Origin of the sequence: Bradyrhizobium sp. 190 (assembly GCF_023073415.1) — a bacterium.
In the GTDB taxonomy this organism is placed as follows: Bacteria; Pseudomonadota; Alphaproteobacteria; order Rhizobiales; family Xanthobacteraceae; genus Bradyrhizobium.
In genome coordinates this window covers 303,723-323,938 of the sequence record NZ_JADPJL010000062.1, presented here as the reverse complement: position 1 = coordinate 323,938, position 20,216 = coordinate 303,723, and the positions used below count along the sequence as shown (strand labels likewise).

Here is a 20,216-nt window from a genome sequence, read left to right as displayed (position 1 = left end):
TTTCGCGCACGGCTTTTCACATCGCGGTGAGAACTTTCGTCCGGCTATCCGCTTTTGCGATGCGATACCCAATTGGATGGGATGACTTCATAACAACGAGGATCTCACCGATGACCAAGTCGATCCCAACACTCGCCGCCGCGTTTCTGATGACCGCGATAGCAACGCCCGTGTTCGCGCAAGCCGCGATCCAGGAGCCCGGCGCCTTCGCCTTCTACCATCCCAATGCCGATGTGCTCGGCGGCCGGCCGGCCTATCGATCGTTCGATCAATCGAATGCCTATTACAATTCCAACGCCTACTACAACGAAGCCGTGCCCGCACCGGAACCGCGGCTGCGGCAGAGGTCGGTTGCCCCAAGGCATTATCGCAGGGCGCAGTAGCACGAGCGGCGTAGGTTCAGCGTCGCGGCCTGCACGTGACTGTGTCCCGCTGTGCGAGCCGGCCAGGCCGTCTTCTCGGCGTCCCGCTTGACGATTGACTTCCACGCCTGCGATGCCAGACTTTGCGCAGCGCTACAGGGGTGGAGACGTCTGCATGGCCAGCCTTTCGGCTTCGAACCATGTCGCCCGCGTTTTGTCCGTCGCCGATCAGGTGACCGACATCGATAACGGTTCGCGGATCGCGAATTCCTGGCGGCGCTGCCTGCTCGATCACAAGCTCGATCCCGCCCGCCGCGGACCGCCGCAGACCTTTACCGAAGCCGAAGTAAGACACGTCGCCGAGCCGATGGAGGAATTGATCCGGGTCGCGGTGCCCGAATTGGAGGATCTCGCGCGTGTGCTGCGCGACGCCGGATATTGCGTCAACCTGGCCGATCCCAACGCGACCATGTTGATCAGCCGCCTTCCGGGCGGGACCGATGACAGGATGTTCCTGCAATGGAAGGTCTATACGGGCTCGAATTTCGCGGAAGCATTCGAGGGGACCAATGGGCTCGGCACCGCGCTCGCCGAGCAGAGGCCGATCCTGGTGCATCGCGATGAACATTTTCGCGAGCAATGGGGCATCTTCAGTTGCGCCGTGGCGCCGCTGTTCGACCATGGCGGCCGTCTTGCCGGCGCGGTTAACATCACGTCCTGCCGCGACGACCTTAGCCGAGCCGCGCACCAGCTCGCGCTGGCGGTCACCATGGAAGCCACGCGCCGGATCGAGCGGTCGATCTTCCGCCGCCGTTTTCGCAACGCCTGGATCGCGACGGTGCCGGGTGAAAGCGGCAGCGGGCTGATTGCCTATGATGACGACCGTCGGGTCGTGGGCGCCTGCCGGTCGGCGCGATCGATGCTGTCACTGACCGACGGCCTGGTCGAGTCCGGCATCGCATTGTCGGATGTCGTCAGGTTCGAAAATCAAGCCGCAGACATGCAAGCCGCAGACATGGCGGATGGCCGCGTCGACCTTCATCGAGCCGACGGCAGCCTGCTAGGACGGGGGCACGTTGCGCCGCCGCTGCGCGGGAAGCCGGCGCGGCTTCCACCGGTCAAGCGCCGCGAAGTTCCGGCAGGCCGGTTTGACCGCCTGAACCAGCTCGCCGGCAGCGATCCAGCGCTGATCAGGGGCGTCAACCGCCTGAAGAGCATCGGCGATCACAATCTGCCGATCCTGCTGCGCGGCGAGACCGGTGTCGGCAAGGACGTGTTCGCGCGCGCCATCCATGCCTCGAGCAGTCGCGCGCGGCAAAACTACGTAGCCCTCAATTGCGCGGCGATGCCGGAGAGCCTGATCGATGCCGAACTGTTCGGCTATGAGGCCGGCGCCTTCACCGGCGCGCGCCGCGACGGATCGAAAGGCCTGATCGTACAGGCCGACGGCGGGACGTTGTTCCTCGACGAGATCGGCGACATGCCGATCGCGCTGCAAACGCGACTGTTGCGCGTGCTGGAAAATCGCGAGGTCTGGCCGCTCGGGGCGCTGAAGCCGGTCGCCGTCGACATCCGCCTCATCAGCGCAACCCATCGTGATCTCGGCCGCATGGCGGAGGCCGGCAGCTTTCGCGCAGATCTTTACTACCGGCTACGAGGCTTGGAAATCGGGCTGCCCGCCTTGCGCGCGCGCGCCGACAGGGCCGATGTGATCGCGCTGATCGCAAGCGAGGAGGCGCCCGATTGCCGGCTTGCGCCTGCGGCCTGGTCGGCGCTGCTGGCCTATCCCTTCCCGGGAAACATGCGGCAGCTCCGCCATGTGCTGCGGCTCGCCGGCTGCACGGCCGAGGACGGCGTCATCACGGATGCCGATCTCGACCTGCCGCCGTTCGGTGGCGGCGCCACTGAGCCTGATGCCGCTGCGGCGGAACGTGCGGAAATCACGGAGACGCTGCGCAGCCATGGCGGGCGCGTCACTGATGCCGCGCGGGCGCTGCATGTCAGCCGCGCCACGCTCTACCGCAAGATCAAGCTGTTGAAGATCGATACAAACTCACACTAGAGCTTGAACCCAGGACGCGACCTTCGACGGCTAATCAAGGGATCGTTTCAGTGCGATCCAGAGCTGCGGCGGTATGGCAGCGGCATATAGGATCCGATCTTCTCCGCTGTCTTCGCAACCCACCGCAGCATCAGGTCGGTTCGTGCGCTGTTCAAATCGCCGTCAGCTCGCGGACTGAGTCTATCAAGCTCACCACGCACGAGCGCGCCCTGACTATCGTCACATGCCAATCCAGCCAGGCGTCCGCGACGTGCGCGGTTCAATGGCGGATGCGCGCCGTCAGCCAGAACGTCAATTCTTTGCCGCAGATGATCGACCAGCGGTTCCGCGCCGATAGCCAGGCAGCCATGATGTCCTCCGGCCACCTGGATCACTTCGAGTTGAGAACTGAGATGCCGCCACGCCTGGCCGTCGTGTTCGGCCGCGTAAAAAGCCACAGGGACCTCGAGCGGTGCAGGAAGATATTGCGCCATTGCGACCGAATAAGCGTCCCACAACGCCGGCGGAATCTCGAGCTCGGCCACCGCGATCGGCGCGCTCGTAGACCTCTTGGAGCGTCGCTCCAGCTCCGCCATTTGTTCATACGTCCAGCGCAGCAGGTAAGGCGAAACTATGGGCTTCATCAGCCCGATGATCGCCCGCTGCGCCGGACGGGCACTGACGGTCGGGGGGTCGATCATCGCAACCATATCAACCTTGTGGCCGGCTGCCATCAGCAGGCGGGCTGCTTCGAACGCCACCATGGCGCCGTTGCATTTGCCGCCCAGGAGGAAAGGACCGCTGGTCTGCCTCGCCAGGATAAGCGGCAGGCGATCGGCGGCCATCTGCTTGATCGAGGGTGGAATCGGTTCCCCACGAAGACCATGGGGATCGATGGAGATGATTGGGTAATCGGGACCGAAAAGATCGACCATCCGCCGCAGAGACGAGTGGCCGCTGACGAGGTCCCCATTGAAGAAGTGCAGGGGAGGTCGATCGCCACGGGCATGGAACTGGAAGACCGGCGTCGCCGGCGTGCCCGTCTGCATGGCGATTTTTGGGGCAAGTTGCCGGATTGTTTCTGCCCCGAACAGGATCGTTTCCGGTACGGGGTGGCCGACGAGCCGCTCGACCTCGATGAGCATTTCCATCGCCAGAAGGGAGTCGCCACCGCTGGCAAAAAAATCATCGTCGACCGTCACAGCCTCGGACTTGAGCAGCCTCCGCCATAGGATCAGCAATTCAGCTTCCAGATCCAATGGCCCTTTGTCCACAGCAGGCAGCGGCATCGCGCGCTGATGACCCAACAGCTCGTCGAGCGACTCGCGCAGCCGTCGCCGTTGGACCTTTCCCGTCGCCCCCTTTGGCAGTTGGTCGAGGAACAGAATGTGCCGCGGAATCTTGAACGAAGCCAACTCGCGTTGCAGGAGCCGTCGTAGCTCCGCAGGCGTCGTCTGCGCGCCAGGATGTGGAATGACGACGGCTGCGACGTCATCGCCAAGTCGTGGATGGGCGATTGCGAAAGCAGCAGCTTCGGCTATGGCTGGATGGCGCAGTAGCGCGGTTTCGATCTCAGCAGGGGCGATCTTCTCACCGCCGCGGTTGATTATTTCACTCAGACGGCCGTGCAGGGACAGGAAGCCATCTCCGTCGAGGCTGCCGATATCGCCCGTGCGAAACCAGCCCTCTCTGAAAGCAGCTTGATTGAGTTCCGGCGCATCGAGATAGCCAGATATCACGGTGGGACCACGAACCCATATCTCACCCCGCTCGCCGGCTGGCAAGGGATGTCCATCCTCACCAACAATGGCCACGGTATCAGGCCAAGGTTGCCCGCAAGTCCCTGGCCTGTTCGGCCCGGGCGGCGGCAGGTTGGCGGCGATCTGCGCGGCTTCGCTGGAGCCGTAATGCTCTAGCACCGGCACGCCCAAAATGCGCTGCAGGTCGTCCTGCACCTCTTTCAGCAGCGGCGCGCCACCCGATACGACGAATCGCAGAGTGTGCGCCGCCGGCGCATCCTCAAGGTTTTCTGCCTTGTCCAGCACGGCAGTGTGAAGCGTAGGACCTGCCGAGTACCAAGTCGGCCGCAGGACATCGAGCCACTCATCCAGCGCCACGACGGCACTGTTCGCCGGGAAGGCAATGCTGCCGCCCGTCAGCAGCGGTGTGAAGACCGTTACTTTGAGCCCATGGGAATAGTAAGGGGACGAAACGCTCAGGCAACGGTCCAGGTGTGTGAGGCCGAACCAGGCCTGAAGCCGTGCGGCCGCCGCCAGCATATTGCCATGACTGAACGGAATGAGCTTTGGCTGCGCGGTCGTGCCCGACGTCTGCAGGATGAAGGCGGGCGAGCCCGGATCAGGCTCAGCGTCGATCGCGGGGAAGTTGGAGACCTGCACTGCGATATTGAGTCCGAGCTGACCGTGTCCGACCGGAGCGGCTTCGATGATGGGGAGCCTTCTCCGCTCAGCGGCCTGGCGAGCTTCAGAGGTACTGCCTTGCGGCACGAGAAGAGCGTTCAGGCGCAGCATGTCGAAACGCTGATCGATCTCCGCCCGGGACAGCCGCGGATCAAGAGGAACCGCGACGCTGCAGCAGGCTACTGCCACGATGGTGAGAACCGCGTCCGCGCCGTTCGGCATGAGTATCCCGATGCGGGCGTTGCAATCGAACCCAGCCCACCGCAGCTGCCGGCGGATCTCGTCCAACTGGCGCTGAAGATCGTGATACGTCAGAGGCGCAGACGTGGCGGAGACGATCGCAGGCTGATGTGGGAACCGGTTGGCAGTCCGACCGATGACTTGGCCCAGTGTGCACTGGGATTCCGGCTCTGTGCCGTCGCGGCCAGACGGGACGGGCAAACCTCTCGTTCCCCTGCCAGCAAATTCCCCTCGCCGCTTCAGATCGTACTGAACCATGTCCGGCGCCAATGGACGTTAGGACGGTCCCCTTTGGACCGCATCGTCGGAGTGCAATCAACGTAGTGGGAAAAGATGGCAAAAGACGAGGAGAACAGGGACGTAATCCTTAATTTCCATGCGCGGAACTGTTTGTCGAAGACCAAGGAACAATCGGCTTGGCAGAGCGTCGATTCCAGTGCTTCCAGCCGAAAGGTGCCCCCCCGACTGCTGGAGGAAAACCCGTATCGTTCGGGTTGGCGGCCCCCGGTTGGGGCCGTTTAAATTCGGATGGCTCGGCATCGCAAGTCCATCAAAAAAGCGCGACTTCATGCGGGATAGACGCGAGCGAAATACGAGTCTGAGTTAGACCAGCCGGAGGGTCAATTGACGCCGATCGGGCTCCTCGCGCCGTTCGACAAAATCAGACATCAAGGAGGGAAGCTCGCGCATCTGCAGATCGCAGCGACGGCGCAATTCGCGCGAATACAAAGAGGCGAACTGCAAAGGCTATCGTTAGTGCGGTAGGCCATCGTCCGCTGCGGCGATTTAAGCTTTTCCTAGCTGCCGTTCGAAAGCAACCGACCCAGAAGCACTTCTCGTTTGTTCCCCAAGTGCACTCAGTTCTCACCGACCCGACTCGGGGAAGGTAGCATTCTATGGCTACTTATAACGGGAACAAGTGGCAACAGGCCTGCGTTTATCGATGGGCAGCTCTCTGGAGGAGGCGTACATGCCAGTCTTATTGCTTTGGGCCGTCCCGACCGTGATCGTTGTTGGCGGCGTCGGATACTATTTGCTTCGTGCTGTTCATTAAGCGGAATTGCTAGAGGGAGGGAAAGGCCCGAGTCGGAACGCCGGTCGGGTTTTTCTCGTCGTTGAAGGACGCTTCGCGATGGCAGATGAGCGCGCTTTGAAATTGATTGGCATCATGTTCGCCGCCTTGACCCTGATGGCAATCTCGACGGCGGCTGTAGTGGTGACCGGTCACGCCGCGACAAGCGTCAACGGTGATTATCTCAAATTGGTAGATCTTCATGAGTAGTTCACGGGAGTGGGAGATGCAGTGTGCGAGCGCGACGGTCATTGTCGCATTCGCTACGAGTGTTTGGGTGGCAGGGCAGCGCGTGAATCAACTCGGTGCGGATAAGCAATTCACGCCTATTCTGATCTTAAACTCAGCAGGGAGTTGCGGCGATCGCGCTCTGATGGCTGAAGGTCGACGACTTGAATGGCCTCGGCGCACGGCAGCGCTGGGGCCATTTTATGGCCCCAGCGACTTATAAGAGGAATTTGACTCCGATCATCTTTCCCGTTCGCCAAATAGCGATGCATCTGATGCGGTCATAGGCGACTACCAATGTAAATTGTGCCGGAAGCTTGATCGTGCTGACTAACTCCAAGGCCGCTCCAGTCTCGGACTGGTTACGAATGAGACAGGCAATCGTGTGCCCGCTAAACTCAATGCTCGCTGCCTTCATGCCTCATACGATCCCCTGGCTAGTTTAGGACACGGGGGTTCGGCCTTACTTCTTCTGATTGGAAACTAAATTTTCTAGTGCCTTGGGCGGCTGTAGTCCGGGAGATCGAAGCCGATTGTTGATGTGTGGTGCCGTCTCGGCCTGCCGTGCACGCCGCAAAAGTAGGAGGGCGCTTTTCGGCGGCTGCTTTAAACTTAATCGCCTCTTCCGCTAGGCGTTCTTCAAAAGTCGCCGTGTAAATGACGCGCTTGCGCCGTTGAGCCATGGAGTTCCTCTTAAGCTCGCCCATCGCTGATTAAAGGCCGGTTGATCCTTTCAGTCTGTTTGGCAGCCGACATTAGGGACTTGGATTCGGGAAAAATCGGCAAAATGAATCCGTTGGCCTCTTTCGAACATCACATTCAGGCAACGTTCATTTAGACTCGTTCTAATCCGCCTTTTGGCAGGTAGGTAGGATCATGAGTTCCTTTGACCCGATGGCCGCAGCGGTTGACTGGCTTGACGCCTATCGCGCTGCCACCCTTTCGATTGTTGATTTGTATGGCCCGGACGCTGTGCTGGAGTGCGGCTGCAATGGACAAGCGACGGTAATCGGCCGTAGCGCGCTTATCGAATACTGGCGGCAACGGTTCGATGAGAAACCCGCGGGTGAGCTTCAAGGCTTGGAGACGGCCGGCGACAGGATTTTGGTATCATATGAAGTGCCGGGCGGAACCGTGCAGGCGACACTGGAATACAATGATGCTGGCCAGATCGTTCGTAGCCAATGCGGCCCCGTTTACGACAGCCGCACCTAAACGAACCAAGACACTCGCATTCAAGCAAACAATTCCGCGCTTTCAGGCGTGAAGGTGACGAAGGTCCCGGATTCGTGCAGCGTGGCCAGCCGCGCTCGATCGCAAAGTTGAGCCCTGCACCATACTTGGCCGGGCTGCCGCCATCGCGGAACAGAAAAGGCTCGTTGATCTTCTCGATGTGGATGCCTGATCGCATCGTCGTGCAAAGGCCGCCATGCGAGCGTCAGGAAAAATCGCTCCAGCTCAGCCGTCTGGCATCGACGTCGCCGAGCGAGAGCGCATCCCTGATCTCGCGCGTGCCGTGAAAACTTCCGCGGAGATAGAGCAGGGGCGTGTTCTGCGCGGACAGGGACACGTTTCGTACTTCACCCACGAATATCGAATGGGTTGTTGTTTCGAATTCCTGCGTCAGCACACAATCGAAGGCGGCAACGGCATCTTCCAGGATCGGTGTACCGGTCACGCCGGTGGTCCAGCGCCCGAAGGCGAAGCGATCCTCGCCGTTGATGCCCTTCTGCCCGCTGAAGGTCAGCGCCAGCAGCGCGTGCTCCTCATGCAGGAAGTTGACGGCGAAGGCGCGTTCCTCGCCGATGCGCGCATGCGCGCTCGCATTGCGATTGACGCAGGCAATGAGCGACGGCGGCTTGTCGGACAGCGAACAGGCGGATGTGACCGTCAGGCCGGTGCGTTGCCCTGGCGCCGTGCCTACCGTCACTAGCGCAACGGCGCCGGCGCATTCGCGCATGGCCTGCTTGAAACTTGGCGCGTCGATATTCATGCCTCGATCCCCAGGGTGATGCGGGTGGTTGTGGTTAAACGCGGACCAGCGGATGCGGAACGATCGTCCCGCATCCGCAGCTTCCGTTCTCAAGCCGCCTTGATTCGGTCGGCGCCGAGATGCTTCAGCCGCGGCATCACTTCATGCCGCAGCAGTTCGAGCGAATGGCGCCACGCCTCGGGCTTGTGCTTGTAGTCGAAGCCGAAAACCAGCAGCACGCCGAAGCCGCCGACTTCCTGATAGATGGTCTCGATCTTTTCGGCGACGGTGGAAGGCGAGCCGACGATCCAGTTGCGGCGGGCGCAATAGTCGACCGTAACGTCGCTGTCGGGCACATCGGGCGCGTGCTTCAAATAATCCTTGAAGCCGAAATGCCCGAGCAGCGGCAGGAAATACTCGCCCATCATCCGGCCCATCATGTCGCCGGCCGAGAGCTTCCAGGCTTCCTCGTCGGTATCGGCGACGAACACCTCGCGCACCAGCCGCCAGTCCTGCCGGTTCGCCTTGCGTCCGGCTTTCGCCGCGCCCGCTTCCACCGAGTCCCAATGGCTGCCGACATAGGCCGGATTGAGGTTGAGACTCATCGGGATGAAGCCGCGCTCGCCGGCGAGCTTCAGCGTATCGGAGTTCTTGGAAAGCCCGGCGACGCCGATCGGCGGATGCGGGGCCTGCACCGGCTTGATGTGGGGTTTGAGAAAATCGAACATCGTGTCCGGCTTTGTCACCGTCCAGAACTTGCCCTTGTAGGTAAAGGGCGCGGGATCGCTCCACAGCTTCAGGATGATCTCAAGCGCCTCCCGCGTCATGTCGCGGTTCTGGCCGCTCATGCCGTCGACATTGAACATCGCCCAGTCGCTCGGCAGGCCGCTGGCCGCGACGCCGAAATTCAGCCTTCCCTCGGAAAGATGATCGAGCATCGCCACGCGGTTGGCGAGTTCGGCGGGATGATGATAGGGCAGCAGGAATCCGCCGGGGCCGATGCGGATGTTCTTGGTCTGCAGCAGGGCCTGCGCGATCAAGAGGTCCGGCGCGGGATGGGGCTCCCAGGGCGCGGTGTGATGTTCGCCGATCCAGGCCTCCTGATAGCCGAGCTCGTCGAGCCAGCGCAGAACCTGGAGGTCCCAATCCTGCCCTTCCTTCAACCCGCACTCCGGCGGATGCGAAGGCATCGTGAAATAGCCGATCTCCATGGTGTTCTCCTCGATAGTGTCTACTTGCTTGCGGACGCGTCTTGATGCGCGGTTCCGGCAATGGAGCAAGCGGTGTGCCATCAGGGATCGGCCTCGATTTTCGCCGCAAGGGCCGGCCTTCGGGCGCAAATAGCCCGTGGTCCATGAGCAACGCGCGGGCGCGCGTCTCACTTGTCGCAAGACAAGTCTTGAATCGTGAGACATAAAGCGGCGCCGGCATGTATGGCAGGCAGCCCGGATGGATCTAGCGGTCTTTCGCTTCGAATATTTGCAGGGCACCAAGCAGGAGTTTTGGGTCCTCTTGGCCGACGCAGTGACCGACCCCGGCAAAACGCCATTCGCTGACTTGCGGAATCAGCGCCACGGCCCGTGATGCCATCATTTTATAGATCGCCCACGATTGTTCGGTCGTCGCAACGCAGACGGGGCAGTCGATATCGGTCAGCCACGCGAAAGGATTGCCGCGGCCGTCTCCGGTGTAGACCTGCTCCATCGCCTCACAAATCCGGAGAGTAATGGCGGACTCGATTTCAGGCGTGCAGCGCAGTCGTACCCGGCCGTCCCTCAGAGGGGCGAAGCCATGCCGGATGTAGGCCCAGAGCGAGGACTCGGACCATGTCGCAAACGCAGGCGCGGCGCGATAGCGCTGGAACGCCGCCTCGGCGCTGTTGAACTCGGCCTGGCGGCGCAGCACGCTCTGCACAGCAGCGGTCGACCTGTCGCTCAATCCGGGGCCATCGGCGCGGATCGCATGCGGATCCATGACGGTCGGCTCCATCACGAACAGGCGCGAAAAGCGCTGCGGCAAAAGTTTCGCCGCGAGCAGGAGATCGGTGGCGCCTGCGCTGTGGCCGATACCGAATATATCTAACAGGTCGAGCGCCTCGATCACCCGACACAAATCCTCGGCGAAATCCTGGAAGTGATAGCGGTCGGCCGCCGGCTTGTGACTGTCGCCATGGCCGCGGCGGTCGAGCGCATAGACGGTGTAACGCGACGCCAATTCACGGGCGACCTCATCCCAGACCTCGGCGACAAAGCCGGTGCCGTGCAACAGCAGCGCGGGCGGTTTGCCCGAGCCGTCCTCGCCCCATCGGGCAAGCGCAATGTGTTCGCCGACAGGTCCGACCGAAATCCGTTTGGGGTTCGTCATGGGAGGAACTACCTCGCATCCTCCAGAAGCATCGCAGCGCCTTTCTCCGCGATCATCGCCGTCGGCGTATTCGTGTTGCCCGACGTGATCGTCGGCATCACCGAGGCGTCGGCGACGCGCAAGCCGGCGATCCCGTAGAACCGCAACCGCTCGTCGACGACGGCCATGGCATCATTCGCCGTGCCCATCTTCGCTGTCCCCACTGGGTGGAAGATCGTGGTGCCGATATCGCCGGCGGCTTTCGCCAGCGAGGCGTCGTCGTCGCCGACGGTGGGGCCGGGCAGGTATTCTACCGGGCGATAGCGTTCGAGCCGCTTTTGCTTCATCAGGCGCCGCGTGGTGCGGATGGCATCTGCGGCGACCTGACGGTCGTCGTCGGTCGACAGATAATTCGGCGCGATCGACGGCGCTTCGTCGGGCATCCCCGAGCGAATCCGCACGGTGCCGCGCGAGGTCGGCTGCAGGTTGCAGGCGCTGACGGTAATCGCGGGAAAGCGATGCAGGGGATCGCCGAACTTGTCGAGCGACAATGGCTGCACGTGGAACTGGATGTTGGCGCGTTCGCGGCGTGGGTCGGAGCGGGTGAAGATGCCGAGCTGCGACGGCGCCATGGTCAGCGGGCCGCGGCGGCGGAAGGCATAATCGAGCCCCATCAGGCCGCGCCGCATCAGCGACCAGTAAGTCTCGTTCAGCGTGCGCACGCCCTCGACCTTGTAGATCGCGCGCTGCTGCAGATGGTCCTGCAGATTGCGCCCGACGCCCGGCTTATCGAGCACGACGTCGATGCCGAGCGGCGACAGCCAGTCCGCGGGCCCGATGCCGGATCGATGCAAGACCTGCGTCGATCCGATTGATCCCGCACACAAAATCACTTCGCCTTTGGTTCGGGCCTCGACCACTTCACTACCCTGCATGAAGCGTACGCCGACCGCGCGCCCTTGCTCGACGATCAAGCGGTCGACCAGCACGTTTTTTTCCAGCCGCAAATTGCCGCGGTTCAGTACCGGCTTGAGAAAGCCGCGCGCCGAGGACCAGCGCCGGCCGCGCTTCTGGTTGACGTGGAAGTAGCTCGTGCCTTCGTTGTCGCCGGTGTTGAAATCGGCAATGCGCTTGATGCCCATTTCCTCGGCCGCATCGCCGACCGCGTCGAGAATGGCCCAGGACAGCCGCGGCGCCTCGATCCGCCAGCCGCCGCCGGTGCCGTGATGTTCGCTCTCGCCCAGGAAATGATCCTCCAGCCGCTTGAACAGCGGCTTTACGTCGTCATAGCCCCAGCCGATCAGGCCGAGCTGCCGCCAGTGATCGTAATCGGCGGATTGCCCCCGCATCGAGATCATGGCGTTGATGGCGGAAGAGCCGCCGATCACCTTGCCGCGCGGATAGGCGAGCGCCCGCCCGTTGAGCCCGGGCTCTGCCTCGGTCTTGAACATCCAGTCCGAGCGGGGATTGCCGATCGCAAAGAGATAGCCGACCGGGATATGAAACCAGATCCAGTTGTCGTTGCCGCCGGCCTCGAGGATCAGCACGCGGTTTTTCGGATCGGCCGACAGCCGGTTGGCCATGATGCAGCCGGCCGTGCCCGCGCCAACCACGATATAGTCGAAATCGCCTTCAAGCCTTCGCGGCATCTTTGGTTTCCACCCTTAACGTTCTTTCCGTCCTAATAGTCAGACGGGGATGGCCGGGACAAGCCCGGCGTCTCCTGAGGCTGTTGGGTGGACCGCGCCTTGCATGCTACAGGGGCAGAAGCGTTCAACCTGGAAAGCCTGTTATCTCCATGCCCATCGTCAACCGCGTCGCCGAGTTGCAACCCGACATCCAGGTCTGGCGCCGGGATATTCATGAACACCCGGAACTGCTCTACGACGTGCACCGCACTGCGGCATTGGTGGCGGACCGTTTGCGGGAGTTCGGCTGCGACGAGGTCGTTACCGGTCTCGGCCGCACCGGCGTCGTCGGCGTCATCAAGGGCGGCAAGCCCGCCGGCAAGGGTGAGGTGAAGGTCATCGGGCTGCGGGCGGATATGGACGCGCTGCCGATCGAGGAGGCGACCAATCTGCCCTACGCTTCCAGGACGAAGGGTCTGATGCACGCCTGCGGCCATGACGGCCACACCGCCATGCTGCTGGGTGCGGCGCGCTATCTCGCGGAGACCCGCAATTTCGCCGGCGATGCGGTCGTGATCTTCCAGCCGGCAGAAGAGGGCGGCGCGGGCGCGGTTGCGATGATCAAGGACGGGCTGATGGACCGTTCCGGCATCGAACAGGTCTACGGCATGCATAACGGTCCGGGCATTCCGGTCGGCTCGTTCGCGCTTCGGCCCGGCCCGATCATGGCCGGCGGCGATGCCGTCGTCATCAAGATCGAGGGGCGCGGCGGGCACGCCGCGCGTCCGAACCAATGCATCGATTCCGTCCTTGTCGGCGCGCAGTTGATTACGGCGCTGCAGTCGATCGTGTCGCGCAGCGTCGACCCGCTGGAATCGGCTGTCATTTCGATGTGCGAATTTCACGCCGGCCACGCCCGCAACGTGATCCCGCAAACCGCGGAGCTGGCGGGCACCGTCCGTACCCTGAACGGCGACGTGCGGAAAATGGTGGAAAGGCGGGTCCGCGAGGTCGTCGCCGGCGTAGCGCAGGCCACCGGCGCCAGGATCGATCTGACATACGATCGCGGCTATCCGGTAACGGTCAACCATATCGAGCAGACGGATGTCGCGACGCGGGCGGCCATGGAAATCGCCGGCGATGCCAATGTGCATGTGATGCCGCCGCTGATGGCAGGCGAAGACTTCGCCTTCATGCTGGAGCAGCGGCCGGGCGCGCTGATCTTCTGCGGCAACGGCGACAGCGCAGGGCTGCATCACCCCGCCTACAATTTCAACGACGAGGCGATCGTGTTCGGCACCTCTTACTGGATCAAGCTGGTCGAGAACACGCTGGCCGCGTGACCCGCCAAGGGTTGCCTAAGCCTTCGCCGGGGTCGGCCAGGCTTCCGGGCGGATGGGGACTGTGAGGCAGAGTGTTGGGTGGACCGCCGCTTGCATGCTACAGAAGCACTAGCATTCCAACCTTTGAGGCCAGAGAATTCCCATGCCCATCGTCAACCGCGTCGCCGATCTGCAACCCGATATTCAGGCCTGGCGCCGCGATATCCATGAAAATCCTGAATTGCTGTACGACGTCTACCGCACTGCAGCATTCGTGGCAGACCGCTTGCGCGAGTTCGGCTGCGACGAGGTGACCACTGGCCTCGGCAAGACCGGCGTCGTCGGCGTCATCAAGGGCAAACAGCCCGGCAATGGCGAGATCAAGGTGATCGGGCTTCGCGCCGACATGGACGCGCTGCCGATCGAGGAAGCGACCAACCTTCCCCATGCCTCCAAGACGCCGGGCCTGATGCATGCCTGCGGCCATGACGGCCACACCGCGATGCTTTTGGGTGCAGCGCGATATCTCGCCGAGACCAGGAATTTCGCCGGCGACGCTGTCGTGATCTTTCAGCCGGCCGAGGAGGGCGGCGCGGGCGCCGCCGCCATGATCAAGGACGGTCTGATGGACCGGTTCGGCATCGAGCAGGTCTATGGCATGCATAATGGGCCGGGGATTCCGGTCGGCTCCTTTGCCATCCGCCCCGGCCCGGTAATGGCCGCGACCGACTCGATCGACATCAAGATCGAAGGGCTCGGCGGCCACGCCGCGCGCCCGAACAAATGCATCGATTCCGTGCTCGTCGGTTCGCAGGTGATTACTGCCCTGCAGTCGATCGTCTCGCGGACCCTCGATCCCCTGGACTCAGCCGTGATCTCGATCTGCGAGTTCCACGCCGGCAACGCCCGCAACGTGATTCCGCAGACCGCCGAGCTCCGGGGCACGGTCCGCACCCTGACCCCGGAAGTGCGCGAACTGGTCGAGAAGCGGGTCCGCGAGGTGTGTGAGGGCGTGGCCAAGATGACCGGCGCCAAGATCGATCTCGTCTATGAGCGCGGCTATCCCGTGACCAAGAACCATGCCGAGCAGACCGAGTTCGCAACCAGGGTGGCCAAGGAAGTCGCCGGCGCCCAGAACGTCCACGAAATGCCGCCGCTCATGGGCGCGGAAGATTTCTCCTACATGCTGGAAGCGCGGCCGGGCGCCTTCATCTTCTGCGGCAACGGCGACAGCGCGGGGCTTCATCACCCCGCCTATGATTTCAACGACGAGGCGATCGTGTACGGCACCTCGTACTGGATCAAGCTGGTCGAGAACAAGCTGGCCGCGGCGTAAAAGCGCACAACGCCACTTCAACTTCGATCGCACATGAAGTGCGAGGTCACATCAAGGAAGGCCCGTATCTCGAGTGCGGGCCTTCATTTTTTTGTCGCTCAACCGCGACTTGAAATGCGGGTAGATGCCTCGTCTTCAATATCTGACGTCGCGATCGAGATTTCCAGCGGCATCCGGAAATGCGCAGCCGTGTGTCATCAAGCCGTATCCCCGGCGCGCGCAGTCCGCCGCTCAATAGCGCTCCGGCACGTACATTTCGGGTGGAATCGGCCCGCGGCTATATTCCGGGTTGCGAACCCGCGGCGGCAGTACCACCGGCTCGCGCTTGATTTCCTGGTGGGGAATTTGCTCGAGCAGATGCGCAATGCAGTTCAGCCGTGCCTTCTTCTTGTCGTCGGCTTCGACCAGGTACCAGGGAGCTTCCGGAATGTGGGTACGCTCCAGCATTGCTTCCTTGGCCTTGGTGTATTGCTCCCAGCGGCTGCGCGATTCCACATCCATCGGGCTGAGCTTCCACTGCTTGAGCGGATCGTGGATCCGCATCGTGAAGCGCAAATACTGCTCTTCGTCAGTGATGGAAAACCAGTACTTGATGAGGATGATTCCGGAGCGCACGAGCATACGCTCGAATTCCGGCGCCGACCGGAAGAATTCTTCGACCTCGTCTTCAGTGCAGAAGCCCATCACCCGCTCGACGCCAGCGCGGTTGTACCAGCTACGGTCGAACAGCACGATCTCGCCGCCGGCCGGCAAATACGGAACGTAACGCTGGAAATACCATTGCGTGCGCTCACGCTCGTTCGGCGCCGGAAGCGCCGCGACGTGGCAGACCCGCGGATTGAGTCTTTGGGTGATGCGCTTGATGACGCCGCCCTTGCCGGCGGAATCGCGCCCCTCGAAAATCACCACCACCTTGAGCTTGTGGTGCTGCACCCAAGTCTGCAATTTTACCAGTTCACCCTGCAGACGGAACAATTCCTTGAAGTAGACGCGCCGATCGATCGTCTCCTGTGCCGTATGGTCGGCAAATTCATTGGTCAGCGCATCGAGGCGATCGTCGTCGATTTCTAGTTCCAGTTCCTCATCGAAACTATCCAGCATTTCCGCCTGAATGCGGTCCTGGATCGGCGTCGTGCCATTCAGGGGTAGTTTGGTCATGGCGGGCTCCGGCTGCATAGCGTTGGGTTCGCGTGGGACATCGATGCCCTGCCGTAATCATCGGTCAGGGTACCCTGCGGAAAGCAGAAGGCCGGAGTTTGGTTCCGGCGTCCGCCATCTGCAGGCCCGAGCCGTTGGCCGCCATCGTGCCGGCGACGCCGGATGACAGCACATGGCTGCTGGAGAGGTGAAGTGATGCCGCTTGAACCAGTTTGTTGGTTCAGGGGTTGATCGTCCGTTACAAAAATTTAATCGCGCTGTCGGGCGCCGGCCTCCTCCATCCGTCCTTGGTACAGAAGCGGCCGCGCGCGTGCGGCCGAATATCAGATAAAGGAGGCCGCACCGATGAAGGTCACGCAGCATCTCTGGTTCGAGAAGGACATGGAGGCCGCGATCGGTTTCTACACCTCGCTCGTCCGCGGCTCATCGGTCGACTGGGTTTCGTCCCTGCCTGCCGAGAGCCCGAGTGGTCCCGCGGGCAGCGTCAAGATCGCAGCCTTCACCCTGGGCGACCAGCGCTATATGGCGATTGAGGCTGGCCCCCTCGATCCGTTCAACCACAGCTTTTCGATCATGGTCGAATGCGACACGCAGGCCGAGATCGACCGTCTGTGGGATGCCTTGAAGGAGGGCGGCAAGATCGAGCAATGCGGCTGGCTAAGGGATCGCTGGGGTCTCTCCTGGCAGATCGCGCCCAGACGGCTCGGTGAATTGATGAATGATCCCGACCGCGACAAGGCCAGGCGCGTCGCGGAGGCCATGCTGAAGATGGTCAAGTTCGACATTGCAGAACTGGAGGCCGCGGCGAGGGGTTAGAGCGTTTTCCAGCGAAGCATGCCCTCGGACTTGATCCGTGGGTGGAGGCCGGTTCGCGTCAAGAAAACGCGTCCCGTTCCGATTCCATCGGAACGAGACTCTAGAACGCATCGCTATTTGCCGCTGCGACGGATTTGTTTGGGCTGGCGGATGAAACGCCGGGCGCGACGCGCGCTGCGGCGCCACAAGGCAGGAGGAAGAGTGGTCGCGCGCTGCACGGCGCCGGGGCTGAAGGGGTACCGCGCAGCGCGTCGACCGTATGGGAGCGTCCTGGCGTGACCAGACGTCCCACATTCCCTTGAGAATGCGATTGTGTTCTTAATCAATTAATGGTTGTGAATCGGATTGTCAATTTTTCCCGTTATATTTCACCAGAAATTGCGACTGCCGGATTGGCGAAATTCAGGCCGCACGTGCTGATTTTCGCAGCGCGTCAGCGGCGATTTTGAGGTCCTCGACGAAGCGCCGGTATTCCCGTGCCTTGGCATCGGCATCGGGCAATCGCAACAGATAGGACGGGTGCACCGTCACCAGCGCCCTGGTGCCGTCGTCGAGATCGATCGGGCGGCCCCGGTTCTTGTTGATCGGCGTAATTTTCCCGAACACGCTTTGCGCCGCGGTGGCGCCCATTGCCACCACAAGGTCGGGTTTGATCGCGGCCAGTTCACGTTCGTACCATTGCCGGCACGCCTTGATCTCCGGCGTGTTCGGCTTCTGGTGCAGGCGGATCTTGCCGCGCGGCACGAACTTGAAATGCTTGACCGCATTGGTGACGTAGACCTTGCGGCGGTCGATCCCGGCTTCTTCCAAAGCGCGGTCGAGCATTTGCCCCGCAGGCCCGACGAACGGCTTGCCGGCGAGATCTTCCTTGTCGCCGGGCTGCTCGCCGACCAGCATGATCCGCGCCGTTTGCTGGCCTTCGCCGAATACGGTCTGCGTGGCGTCTTTCCAGAGCGGGCAGGCGCGGCAACCGGCGGCTTCCTCGCGCAGCGTCTCGATATCGTCGGCGTGTTTGCGGGCCATTTCGCTTGCCTGGTCGTTTACCTTGGCCGGTTCCAGCCGCTTTTGAGGCTTGTGCGGCTCCGTCGCCGGGTTCGCGATCATCGCGCTTGCGGTACGTCCGGCGTCTTCGATCAGGGGTTTAATCATCGAGGCCTCCGGCAGGTTCCGCCAGTATTTCCGGGGCATCTCCTTATGCATGGCCAGCACTTTCAGCCGGGCGGGATTGAAAATGCTGGCGTAGTAGCGCCGCCAGGTTTCCTCCAGCCGATCCGCGGTCGGAGCTTCGCTTTGGCTGACGCCCGGCGTGATCGAGACGGCATGGCCGTCCCAATGCGCGCAGGCGTCCGGCGTCAGGATCGACCAGGGCATGTCGGCGAAACGGCGCGCGAAGAACGGCGCGGCCAGTTCGACGATGTGGTGCTCCGGCTCGAACCACGCGACGAAGTGCGATGTCTGCTCGCGGCCGACTTCGCGGAAGCGGACAAAGGCGTGCATCTTGTGCTCTTCGCGGCGCACGGCCTTGGCCATGGCGGCGACTTCAGCCACATCGGGATCGGTCGCGATGTCGAGCAGATCGTGGTTGCTGCGCAGCCGCCACAGCAGACGATAGAGCAGGGCGAACCGCTCGGGGTTGCGGTGCAGGATCGCAATTTCAGCCAGTTCAACGAATTTAGCCGGTACGTTGAACGTGCCGGGTGGTGGCTCCAGCGGCGCGGCCGTCGGCTCGAACAGTTCGGGCGCATCGCCCGCCACGCGCCATGTTACGTTGGAAGGTTTCACATCGTTCAGTGCCAGCGCGCGGGCGGCTTTGCGCCAGCCGTCGAAATCGGTTTCGCTGTCGAGGGTGATGAAATTCATTTTCTCTCCTCCTCGTCATTGCGAGCGTAGCGAAGCAATCCATTCTTTCTTCGCGGCGCGATGGATTGCTTTACTTCGCTCGCAATGACAGCTGTGGGTTCAGAACCCAAATCCCAACTGCGTCGTCTTCGGTTTGAACCGCTCCGTCAGCTCCGCGCCATCGAGCAGATGCGGCGATGGCCGGTGATCGCTGAGCACGATGAACGGCAGCGCCTTCTTCTGTGGGATATGCAACCGCGCCAGGTCGGCGACGCGGATCGACGTCAGGCGGCGCGTGGCGATGATACGGTCGACTGCCTTGGTGCCGAAGCCGGGAACCCGCAACAGCTCTTCGCGGCTGGCGGTCGAAACAACGAGCGGAAAGCGGTCGCGGTGGCGCAGCGCCCAGGTCAGTTTCGGGTCGATGTCGAGCGGCAGCATGCCTTTGGCCTCGTCGACGATCTCGCCAGCGTCAAAGCCGTAAAACCGCATCAGCCAGTCGGCCTGATAGAGCCGGTGCTCGCGAAGGAGCGGGGGCGGGACCAGCGGCAGCGCGCGGCTGGCGTCCGGGATCGGACTGAAGGCCGAATAATAGACGCGCTTGAGACGGTAGGAGCCGTAGAGATTGGCGCTGGTATCGAGGATGGTTTTGTCGCTGGCGGTGTCAGCGCCGATGATCATCTGCGTGCTCTGGCCGGCTGGCGCAAATCGCGGTGGCTTTGCTTTTGTCGCGATCTCGCCATTCTCCTTTGCCTCATCGAGCTTCAAGCGCAGCCGGCCCATGGTGCGGCGGATCGCCCGCACGTCCTTTTCCGGAGCGAATTTGGCGAGGCTCTTTTCCAAGGGCATTTCGATATTGATGCTGAGGCGGTCGGCATATTTGCCGGCTTCCGCGATCAGCGCATCGTCGGCCTCAGGGATGGTCTTGAGATGAATGTAGCCGCGGAAGTAATGCTCCTCGCGCAGTTTGCGCGCGACGCTCACCACCTGCTCCATGGTGTAGTCGGCGCTGCGAATGATGCCGGAGGAGAGAAACAATCCCTCGATGTAGTTGCGGCGATAGAAGTCGATCGTCAGCTTCACCACCTCGTCGACCGTGAAGCGCGCCCGCGGCACGTTCGAAGAAGTGCGGTTGACGCAATATAAGCAATCGTAATTGCAGGCGTTGGTAAGCAGCACCTTCAACAGCGAGATGCAGCGTCCGTCCGGCGCGTAGGAATGGCAGATGCCCATGCCGGGCGCGGTCGAGCCAAGGCCCTTGCCGTCGCTGGAATCCCGCTTCTCTGTGCCGGAGGAAGCGCAGGAAGCATCGTATTTCGCGGCATCCGCCAGGATTTCCAGCTTACGTTGCACATCCATCGTTGAATCCCTTTGATTCCATTCGTGAATCGCGAAAGTGTCGATCCCGATTGACTCTGCCGGGCCGGTTAGCTTTATAT

General features: G+C 62.1%; 15 protein-coding genes. 7 read left to right on the top strand and 8 right to left on the bottom strand.

What is annotated here, in order from left to right; genetic code table 11:
- Positions 1–110: 110 nt before the first annotated feature.
- On the top strand, positions 111–383 hold the full coding sequence (locus IVB22_RS30705; protein ID WP_247520895.1) for a hypothetical protein: 273 nt from the start codon (positions 111–113) through the stop codon (positions 381–383).
- 154 nt (positions 384–537) lie between these two features.
- Positions 538–2,424: a sigma-54-dependent Fis family transcriptional regulator gene (locus IVB22_RS30700; RefSeq protein WP_247520894.1), complete on the top strand. Its 1,887-nt coding sequence runs from the start codon at positions 538–540 to the stop codon at positions 2,422–2,424.
- Between the two features lie 47 nt (positions 2,425–2,471).
- On the opposite strand, the gene IVB22_RS30695 is transcribed toward IVB22_RS30700, so the two are convergent.
- On the bottom strand, positions 2,472–5,321 hold the full coding sequence (locus tag IVB22_RS30695) for an AMP-binding protein (protein ID WP_247520893.1): 2,850 nt from the start codon (positions 5,319–5,321) through the stop codon (positions 2,472–2,474).
- 874 nt (positions 5,322–6,195) lie between these two features.
- Here IVB22_RS30695 and IVB22_RS30690 point away from each other — a divergent pair.
- Positions 6,196–6,345: a hypothetical protein gene (locus IVB22_RS30690; RefSeq protein ID WP_247520892.1), complete on the top strand. Its 150-nt coding sequence runs from the start codon at positions 6,196–6,198 to the stop codon at positions 6,343–6,345.
- A gap of 894 nt (positions 6,346–7,239) precedes the next feature.
- Positions 7,240–7,578, top strand: coding sequence for a nuclear transport factor 2 family protein (locus IVB22_RS30680; RefSeq protein ID WP_247520891.1), 339 nt, complete (start codon positions 7,240–7,242; stop codon positions 7,576–7,578).
- A 223-nt stretch (positions 7,579–7,801) separates the two neighbouring features.
- On the opposite strand, the gene IVB22_RS30675 is transcribed toward IVB22_RS30680, so the two are convergent.
- The 4 genes from IVB22_RS30675 to IVB22_RS30660 all read right to left on the bottom strand — a co-directional run bounded on the left by IVB22_RS30675 (position 7,802) and on the right by IVB22_RS30660 (position 12,327).
- Positions 7,802–8,356, bottom strand: a complete 555-nt coding sequence (locus IVB22_RS30675; protein WP_247520890.1) for a flavin reductase family protein — start codon at positions 8,354–8,356, stop codon at positions 7,802–7,804.
- 89 nt (positions 8,357–8,445) lie between these two features.
- Entirely contained in the window at positions 8,446–9,546 is a 1,101-nt protein-coding gene (locus IVB22_RS30670) for an LLM class flavin-dependent oxidoreductase (RefSeq protein ID WP_247520889.1), read from the bottom strand.
- Between the two features lie 244 nt (positions 9,547–9,790).
- Positions 9,791–10,699: an alpha/beta fold hydrolase gene (locus IVB22_RS30665; RefSeq protein ID WP_247520888.1), complete on the bottom strand. Its 909-nt coding sequence runs from the start codon at positions 10,697–10,699 to the stop codon at positions 9,791–9,793.
- Positions 10,700–10,707: 8 nt separating this feature from the next.
- Positions 10,708–12,327 carry a GMC family oxidoreductase gene (locus tag IVB22_RS30660; RefSeq protein WP_247520887.1) on the bottom strand — a complete coding sequence of 540 codons (1,620 nt, stop codon included), beginning with the start codon at positions 12,325–12,327 and terminating at the stop codon, positions 10,708–10,710.
- A 149-nt stretch (positions 12,328–12,476) separates the two neighbouring features.
- Here IVB22_RS30660 and IVB22_RS30655 point away from each other — a divergent pair, with 149 nt between their 5' ends.
- Entirely contained in the window at positions 12,477–13,649 is a 1,173-nt protein-coding gene (locus tag IVB22_RS30655; RefSeq protein WP_247520886.1) for a M20 aminoacylase family protein, read from the top strand.
- A gap of 142 nt (positions 13,650–13,791) precedes the next feature.
- Positions 13,792–14,964, top strand: a complete 1,173-nt coding sequence (locus IVB22_RS30650; protein ID WP_247520885.1) for a M20 aminoacylase family protein — start codon at positions 13,792–13,794, stop codon at positions 14,962–14,964.
- Between the two features lie 231 nt (positions 14,965–15,195).
- On the opposite strand, the gene ppk2 is transcribed toward IVB22_RS30650, so the two are convergent.
- On the bottom strand, positions 15,196–16,122 hold the full coding sequence (gene ppk2 / locus IVB22_RS30645) for a polyphosphate kinase 2 (RefSeq protein WP_247520884.1): 927 nt from the start codon (positions 16,120–16,122) through the stop codon (positions 15,196–15,198).
- Positions 16,123–16,467: 345 nt separating this feature from the next.
- Between ppk2 and IVB22_RS30640 the strand changes: the two genes are divergently transcribed.
- Positions 16,468–16,938 carry a VOC family protein gene (locus IVB22_RS30640; protein WP_247520883.1) on the top strand — a complete coding sequence of 157 codons (471 nt, stop codon included), beginning with the start codon at positions 16,468–16,470 and terminating at the stop codon, positions 16,936–16,938.
- Positions 16,939–17,340: 402 nt separating this feature from the next.
- Here the strand turns inward: IVB22_RS30640 and IVB22_RS30635 are convergent, their stop codons facing one another.
- Both IVB22_RS30635 and IVB22_RS30630 read right to left on the bottom strand, forming a co-directional pair.
- The gene (locus IVB22_RS30635) at positions 17,341–18,798 is read right to left on the bottom strand and encodes a UdgX family uracil-DNA binding protein (protein ID WP_247520882.1); all 1,458 of its coding nucleotides are present in this window, start codon (positions 18,796–18,798) and stop codon (positions 17,341–17,343) included.
- 99 nt (positions 18,799–18,897) lie between these two features.
- Complete coding sequence (locus IVB22_RS30630) at positions 18,898–20,136, bottom strand: putative DNA modification/repair radical SAM protein (RefSeq protein WP_247520881.1); 1,239 nt, start codon at positions 20,134–20,136, stop codon at positions 18,898–18,900.
- Between the last annotated feature and the right edge of the window lie 80 nt (positions 20,137–20,216).